Here is a 4,248-nt window from a genome sequence, read left to right on the forward strand (position 1 = left end):
AAGGGGAAGGATGCGACAGCCGTCTCGATCTCCTCCCGGGTGACCAGCACGATCCACGCGTCGTAGTCGAACCGGTTGCGCAGCGCCGCCTCGATCGCGGGCTTGAGGTCGCCGTGCGATCGTGTCGACCGGAACGCTGTGTTGCCGCTCGCGAGAAACGTGCGCACGTCGGTCAGGCCGAGGCCCGAGAGCACGTCGCGAAGCTCCGCGCTCCGGATCGTGACGCCGCCGACATTCACCCCGCGCAGCAGCGCCACCCATTCGGTCACGTCGTCACCCTCACACAGGGCCCCGACATCGGACTCAGGCCGCGTCGCCGGAACAGGAGATCCGGCGAGCACAGGAGGATCCCGCCCCGATCTTCCTGCATCCGGCGCATCTCCTGTCGCCGGCGCATCAGGATGCCGCCCGCACCGTGTCGAGGAACAGCGCGTGGAAGCGGGTCTCGCCCGTCACCTCGGGATGGAAGCTGGTGCCCATCAGCGCGCCCTGGCGCACGGCGACGATCCTCCCGTCATCCAGGGCCGCGAGGGTCTCGACATCGGGACCCACCTGCTCGACGAGCGGGGCGCGGATGAAGACGGCGTGCACGGGCGGTGCGCCGAGCACCGGCACGTCGAGGTCGGTCTCGAACGAATCGACCTGGCTGCCGAAGGCATTGCGCCTGACGGTGACATCGAGTCCGCCGAAACTCTGCTGCCCCGCGATCGCGTCGGTGATGCGGTCGGCGAGCAGGATCAGGCCCGCGCAGGTGCCGTACATCGGCATGCCCCGGGCGATCGCTTCGCGGACGGGATGCTGCATGCCGAACGCCCGGGACAGCTTGTCGATGACGCTCGATTCGCCGCCGGGGATGACGAGACCGTCGACGCGGGCGAGCTCCTCCGGGCGACGCACGGCGGTCGCGGCGGCGCCAAGATCGGTCAGCACGCGGACGTGCTCGCGCACGTCTCCCTGGATCGCGAGCACACCGACGCGGGGGCTCACCACCTGACGCCCGCCGGCTCTGTCGTCTGCACGACGGTCGGCGCCCGAACCACCACACGCGCCACGTCGGTCACCACCCGCCCCGCCGATCCGACAAACGTCGTCCCATGCCTACCAGCCGCGCTCGGCGAGGCGATGGGGCGCGGGCAGATCGGCGACGTTGATGCCGACCATGGCCTCGCCGAGGCCGCGCGAGACGTCGGCGATGACCTTGGCGTCGTCGTAGAACGTCGTCGCCTTGACGACGGCGGCGGCACGCTCGGCCGGGTTGCCCGACTTGAAGATCCCCGAGCCGACGAAGACCCCGTCGGCGCCCAGCTGCATCATCATCGCCGCATCCGCGGGGGTCGCCACGCCGCCGGCCGTGAAGAGGACGACGGGGAGCTTCCCGGTCTCGGCGACCTCGACGACGAGGTCGTACGGGGCCTGCAGATCCTTCGCCGCGACGTAGAGCTCGTCCTTCGTCATGGAGCGAAGGCGATTGATCTCGGCCGTGATCGTGCGGATGTGCTTCGTCGCCTCCGATACGTCCCCCGTGCCCGCCTCACCCTTGGAGCGGATCATCGCGGCGCCCTCGTTGATGCGCCGCAGCGCCTCGCCGAGGTTGGTGGCCCCGCACACGAAGGGCACGGTGAAGCCCCACTTGTCGATGTGGTTGACGTAGTCGGCGGGCGAGAGCACCTCGGACTCGTCGATGTAGTCGACACCGAGCTCCTGCAGCACCTGCGCTTCGACGAAGTGGCCGATGCGCGCCTTGGCCATCACCGGGATCGAGACCGCCGCGATGATGCCGTCGATCATGTCGGGGTCGCTCATGCGCGATACGCCCCCCTGCGCCCGGATGTCGGCGGGCACGCGTTCGAGCGCCATGACGGCGACCGCTCCCGCATCCTCGGCGATCTTCGCCTGCTCGACGGTGACGACGTCCATGATGACACCGCCCTTGAGCATCTCGGCGAGGCCGCGCTTGACGCGCGATGATCCTGTGGTGGAAGAGGACATGGGGGCTCCTTCTTTGGCCTAGGCCAAAAGATAGCATGGGGCTCTACCCGCCCCCAGCGGTGAGACGGAGTGTGACATGGCAAAGACGAGACGGCCCACCCCCGGCATCAGCGGCGCCTCTGCAGCAGAGATCGCCGACAACATCCGGATGCTGATCGAACGCGCCGCGCTCGGCCCGGGCGACGCGCTGCCGCCGGTGCGCACGCTGGCCGACGACCTCGGCGTCAACCGCAACACAGTCGTCGCGGCCTATCGCCAGCTCGCCCAGACAGGCCTCGTCGCCGCGCACGGACGCGGGGGCACGCGCGTCGCAGGCAACACCCGCGTCGCGCAGGACGGGTATGCGGCATCGGGACGCCTGACCGATGTCGGCACCGGCAATCCGGACCCCACGCTGATCCCCGATCCTTCCTGGGCGCTCGCCGCGATGGCCGGTCGACCCGTGCTGTACGGCGAGCCGGTGATCGATCCGGGCCTCGAGGCCTGGGCACGCGACTGGATGTCGACCGACGCACCCGACGCGGAGTCGTTGCGACTGACCATCACCAGCGGCGCGGTCGACGCGGTCGAGCGTCTGCTCGCTCAGGCGCTCGTGCGCGACGACGCCGTGGCGCTAGAAGATCCCTGCTTCCTCGCCAGCATCCACACCGTCCGTCTCGGCGGTTACCGCGCGATCCCCGTGCCCGTCGACGCCGAGGGGATGACCGTCGCCGGGCTTCGAGCGGCGCTCGACGCCGGTGTGCGCGCGGTGGTCTGCACGCCGCGCGCCCAGAACCCGACGGGGGCGAGCCTGTCGGCACGTCGCGCCGCAGATCTGCGCGCCGTGCTGGCCGACCATCCCTGGGTGCTCGTGATCGAGGACGACCATTTCTCGCTGCTCTCGACGCGGCCGGCGCACTCCGTCATCGGAGCGGGCCACCGGCGGTGGGCTCGCGTGCGCTCGGTCTCGAAGTTCCTGGGTCCCGACATGTGCCTGGCGATCACCGCCTCCGATCCCGAAACCGCCGAACGCCTCGCGCTGCGGTTGAGCCCCGGCACCACGTGGGTGAGCCACCTCCTCCAGCGCCTCGTGCTCACCCTCGTCACCGATCCCGATGCGCTGGCGGTCATCGCCCGCGCCGCAACGCACTACGCCGACCGCAATACCGCGTTCGCGGCGCACCTGCGCGCGCGCGGCATCGAGGCGACGGCGGGTGACGGCCTCAATCTCTGGGTCCGCCTGCCGGTGACGGCGCGCGGGGTCGCCGCCCGCCTCGCCGACCGCGGATGGGCGGTACGCACCGGGGACGAGTTCGTCCTCGCCGATCCCGCCGCCGCCTCCTGCCTGCGGCTGACGGTGCACGACCTCGGCGACACCGACGCCGCGCGCCTCGCGTCGGATATCGCGACGGTCGTCGCCGACCGCGTGGCCGCGCACGATGCACCGGTCACCGCGGCGCCGGCATCGTCGGGAGTGGGATGATCGAGCGGTGAAGGTGCTCTCCATCCAATCCGCCGTCGCGTACGGCCACGTCGGCAATTCCGCGGCTGTCTTCCCCCTGCAGCGCATCGGCGTCGACGTCCTGCCCGTCTACACGGTCAACTTCTCGAATCACACGGGCTACGGCGTGTGGCGTGGGCCGCTCATCTCCCCGGAGGACGTGCGCGCGGTCATCACGGGCATCGAAGAGCGCGGCGTGCTGCCCGAGATCGATGTCGTGCTGTCGGGGTATCAGGGCGGAGAGGGCATCGCGGATGTGGTGCTCGATGCCGTCGCACGGGTCAAGGCCGCCAATCCCGACGCGGTGTACGCCTGCGACCCCGTCATGGGCAACGCCGTCTCGGGGTGCTTCGTGGCCCCGGCGATCCCGGTGCTGCTGCGGGACCGCGTCGTGCCCGCGGCCGACATCATCACGCCGAATCAGTTCGAGCTGGGGTTCCTGACCGGCACCGAACCCGGAGACCTCGACTCCACACTCGTCTCGGCCGACCTGGCACGCGAGATGGGACCCTCGACCGTTCTCGTGACGAGCGTGCTGCAGCCGGAGGCGCCCGACGGCACGATCGAGATGCTCGCTGTGACCGATGACGGCGCCTGGATCGTGCAGACACCCCGCATCCCGATGAAGGCGAACGGATCGGGAGACGTCACGGCCGCGCTCTTCACCGCGCACCTGCAACAGACGGGGGATGCTGCCCTCGCGCTCTCGCGCGCGGCTTCGAGCGTGTTCGACCTGCTGCAGACGACGCATGACTCGGGTGAGCGCGAACTCAAGCTCG

At 70.3% G+C, this 4,248-nt stretch carries 5 protein-coding genes; 2 read left to right on the forward strand and 3 right to left on the reverse strand.

Annotation, left to right across the window (positions count from 1 at the left end):
• The 3 genes from DI573_RS14275 to pdxS form a co-directional block, all read right to left on the reverse strand.
• Positions 1 to 269 (reverse strand): DUF1697 domain-containing protein (locus DI573_RS14275; RefSeq protein ID WP_292815698.1); only part of this gene is annotated, 269 nt, incomplete at its 3' end.
• 127 nt (positions 270 to 396) lie between these two features.
• Positions 397 to 990 (reverse strand): pyridoxal 5'-phosphate synthase glutaminase subunit PdxT, encoded by a 594-nt coding sequence (gene pdxT / locus DI573_RS14280; RefSeq protein ID WP_292815702.1) that lies wholly within the window; start codon positions 988 to 990, stop codon positions 397 to 399.
• 108 nt (positions 991 to 1,098) lie between these two features.
• On the reverse strand, positions 1,099 to 1,989 hold the full coding sequence (pdxS, locus tag DI573_RS14285) for a pyridoxal 5'-phosphate synthase lyase subunit PdxS (protein WP_292815705.1): 891 nt from the start codon (positions 1,987 to 1,989) through the stop codon (positions 1,099 to 1,101).
• 76 nt (positions 1,990 to 2,065) lie between these two features.
• Here pdxS and DI573_RS14290 point away from each other — a divergent pair, with 76 nt between their 5' ends.
• Together DI573_RS14290 and pdxY are read left to right on the forward strand one after the other, a co-directional pair.
• Complete coding sequence (locus DI573_RS14290) at positions 2,066 to 3,451, forward strand: aminotransferase class I/II-fold pyridoxal phosphate-dependent enzyme (protein ID WP_292815707.1); 1,386 nt, start codon at positions 2,066 to 2,068, stop codon at positions 3,449 to 3,451.
• Between the two features lie 7 nt (positions 3,452 to 3,458).
• A partial coding sequence (gene pdxY, locus DI573_RS14295; RefSeq protein WP_292815710.1) for a pyridoxal kinase PdxY occupies positions 3,459 to 4,248 on the forward strand: 790 nt, incomplete at its 3' end.

The sequence above is a fragment of the Microbacterium sp. genome (assembly GCF_003248605.1).
In the GTDB taxonomy this organism is placed as follows: Bacteria; Actinomycetota; Actinomycetes; order Actinomycetales; family Microbacteriaceae; genus Microbacterium.

What these genes read in the sequence shown, in the direction of transcription:
- DI573_RS14290 (WP_292815707.1), top strand. Translation starts at nt 2,066, where the DNA reads ATGGCAAAGACGAGACGGCCCACCCCCGGCATCAGCGGCGCCTCTGCA.
- pdxS (WP_292815705.1), bottom strand. Translation starts at nt 1,989, where the DNA reads ATGTCCTCTTCCACCACAGGATCATCGCGCGTCAAGCGCGGCCTCGCC.